Origin of the sequence: Kitasatospora sp. NPDC007106 (genome assembly GCF_040634455.1) — a bacterium.
GTDB classification, from domain to species: domain Bacteria; phylum Actinomycetota; class Actinomycetes; order Streptomycetales; family Streptomycetaceae; genus Kitasatospora; species Kitasatospora arboriphila.
Window position 1 is genome coordinate 1 of sequence record NZ_JBEYFP010000831.1, and the last position, 2489, is coordinate 2489.

General features: G+C 71.0%; 3 protein-coding genes. 1 reads left to right on the plus strand and 2 read right to left on the minus strand.

The features are described from left to right. Positions 1 to 101: 101 nt before the first annotated feature. Both ABZ641_RS32950 and ABZ641_RS32955 read right to left on the minus strand, forming a co-directional pair. Positions 102 to 353 carry a hypothetical protein gene (locus ABZ641_RS32950; protein ID WP_359987816.1) on the minus strand — a complete coding sequence of 84 codons (252 nt, stop codon included), beginning with the start codon at positions 351 to 353 and terminating at the stop codon, positions 102 to 104. A 255-nt stretch (positions 354 to 608) separates the two neighbouring features. After that, positions 609 to 1355: a hypothetical protein gene (locus ABZ641_RS32955; RefSeq protein ID WP_359987819.1), complete on the minus strand. Its 747-nt coding sequence runs from the start codon at positions 1353 to 1355 to the stop codon at positions 609 to 611. 834 nt (positions 1356 to 2189) lie between these two features. Between ABZ641_RS32955 and ABZ641_RS32960 the strand changes: the two genes are divergently transcribed. Further along, entirely contained in the window at positions 2190 to 2351 is a 162-nt protein-coding gene (locus ABZ641_RS32960; protein ID WP_359987822.1) for a hypothetical protein, read from the plus strand. Positions 2352 to 2489 lie beyond the last annotated feature (138 nt).

A 2489-nucleotide genomic window follows, 5' to 3' on the forward strand; every position in this document is an offset into this window, starting at 1 on the left:
CCAGCCGGGGCCAGATCACCAGGACGGCCGGCAGCGCCAGGTAGCCGAACCGCCCGGCCGCGACGTGGACCTGACCTCAGACCCGGGGACGGAACGCCCAGTCAGATGTCCTCTGGCCGTCCGCCGAGAGCTGTTGTGAGCTCGGCCTGAAGCCCGGGGTCGTCTGTTGCTGACATGAGCCGGTGGGCGACGGGCCCGATGTGCCATCCCGAGTCATGGTCGAACGGAGGCTGCACGCCTGCAGCGTTGTGGGCGACCTTGGCAACCAGCTCAGCGAGGGTGAACAGCAGGGCCTGGTCCTCGTTCAGCGGCGCGTTTTGATCCAGGTTTCGCCGCCGCAGTCGGTCGAACACGTCGCGGGCCTGCGGCCACCGCTCTTCGGTCTGGGCCAGCAGCAGAGCGTCGTCGACTTCTGGGAAGTCCCCGAGGTTCCGACTCGCGGCCCGAAGTACACAGCCGGCCCAAACGACTGGAGCGGGCTGGCTCTGGAACCGGGAGCGTCCCCATGAATACAGTCGCCGAGGGCTCGTCTGATCAGCCATGATCGCTCGCTTCGTCGGCAGGTGGTGCCGGTCGGAGGCTTCCAACAGAGGGTAGACGCCCGACGGTCATCCGGCACTGGAGTTTGTGTCGGCTGGCATGCGTCCGGGGTCGACACGGTCAGCCGGATAGATGAGGGCGGCCTGCGGGTCCATGCCGAAGGCCGCGGCGACGAGCTTGGGATCCATGGTGTTGACGAGGTCGACCAGGCGGGTGCCGCGGACCATTCGGGGTGGGTAACCGCACTCGTCAAGAACGTGTGACAGGTACGCAGTTGAAGCCGGACTTCGGCCGACCTTCGCCCCCTTGGTGACCATGACGTGGGGGTTCTCCGTCGACCAAGCCTCACGGTGGGCAAGGCACCGTTGCAGCACCGTCCAAGACGCCGGGTCGAGCGGGACCGGGTGCGGTCGTTTCCCGAGCCGCACCGTTCGCGCCGCTGGGTCGATGTCGTGGACCTGCAGTATGCGGACCTCGGCGATGGAGGCGCCGTGCAGCAGGGCGAGCATGCCGAGCAGGGTCTCGTGGGGGTGGGCGTCGTCGCAGATCCACCGGCGGAACAGATCGCGCTGCTGGTCGAGCGTGAGGGTTCGGCCCCGGTAGCCGTTGGTCTCCTTCACGGTCAGTCCGCGGGTCGGATCGACGAGGACCAGGTGTTGCAAGCGGGCGAAGCCGAAGAACTGCCGCAGCACGGTCAGCCGGCGCTTGCGGCCCTTGGGCAGCGTGGCCAGGAACGCTTCGACGTCGTGGACGTCGACCAGGGCCCAGTCGCCCTCGCCGCGCTGACCTGCGAGGAACACGGCCAGGTCACACATGGTGGCGAGCGCGGCCTCCGAGGTGAGGTTGCTGCGGGGCGGGTGCCGGCCCGCCGGGCCCGGTCCTGGGCCCGCATCCGCGCGATGTCGAAGGCGGCGACAGCGAAACGGAGGGGTTCGGGGACGGCGTGGGACGCGGCGCTTGCCCGTCCCGCGGCAAGTCGCTCGGCCTGGTCGGTGGGCAGGGCCAGGCCGTGAGTGGTGAAGAAGTCCTCAAGGGTGCGGGCGAAGGTGCCCATGGAACGGCCAAGGTCGCGGGACCTTTCCGGCATGGCATGGGGCGCGTCGGGGAGCTCGTCCTGCAGGAGTCACCCAGCTCGGTGATGAAGCTGCAGGCCCGGGCGATGAGTGCCGGGCGGCGACATGGGCGACGAAGTCGCCGAGCCAGCCGGGCGGATCGGCGAGTCGGTCGCGCAGGTTCTCGCCCGCGAATGAACGGCCGCCAGGGGTGTCGTTGCCAGCACGGAGAGCACAGTCCCAGGCCGGCATGTCGACGCAGTTGGCCGCACTCGCGGCAGGCCCGCGGCGGCTGCTTCTGCCGGCGGGGCCGGGAGCACGAGCCGCATCAGCCAGTCGAGTCACGCAGAAGTCCGGGTCTGCCGCAGCGCGGACACGGCGTCTTCGCGGCCTCGCGCTCCGCCAGAACGCGACAGCCTCGGCACAGACGGTTCCCGGCGACGCGAACCGGGTGGCCGCACTGCTCGCAGACGCGCGAGCAGATGACGCACCGGCCGGTGTCCACCTGCCGGAGCATCCGGCGCTGATCCGGATGTCCGGGACCGCCACTCCCGGCGCCCCGTACAGGATCGGAGCCACCGGTTCCGGCACCGCCACGTGGCGATCCCGCTCGCCACCGCACCTGACCTCGGCCACACCGCCCACGCCGAACGGACCCTCGCCGCCCCGGCAGCCGACCACGTGGCCGCACTCCCGCCCGAACCCGGCGGACAGCGGATGCGCACCGGCCTGTTCCACCTCGCCCGGTCCGCGATGTGACGACCCCGCCCGACAGCCAGGACTCGGCCCACCCTGCGATCCCGCCCCGACATCGGAAATCCGGCTCCCGGGCCGGGGCCGGGAGCGGGACCGGGAGCGGGAGCGGGAGCGGGGCCGGGAGCGGGAGCGGGAGCGGGG

Coding starts and splice junctions, on each gene's coding strand:
- ABZ641_RS32955 (WP_359987819.1), bottom strand. CDS start 1,355: ATGTGTGACCTGGCCGTGTTCCTCGCAGGTCAGCGCGGCGAGGGCGAC.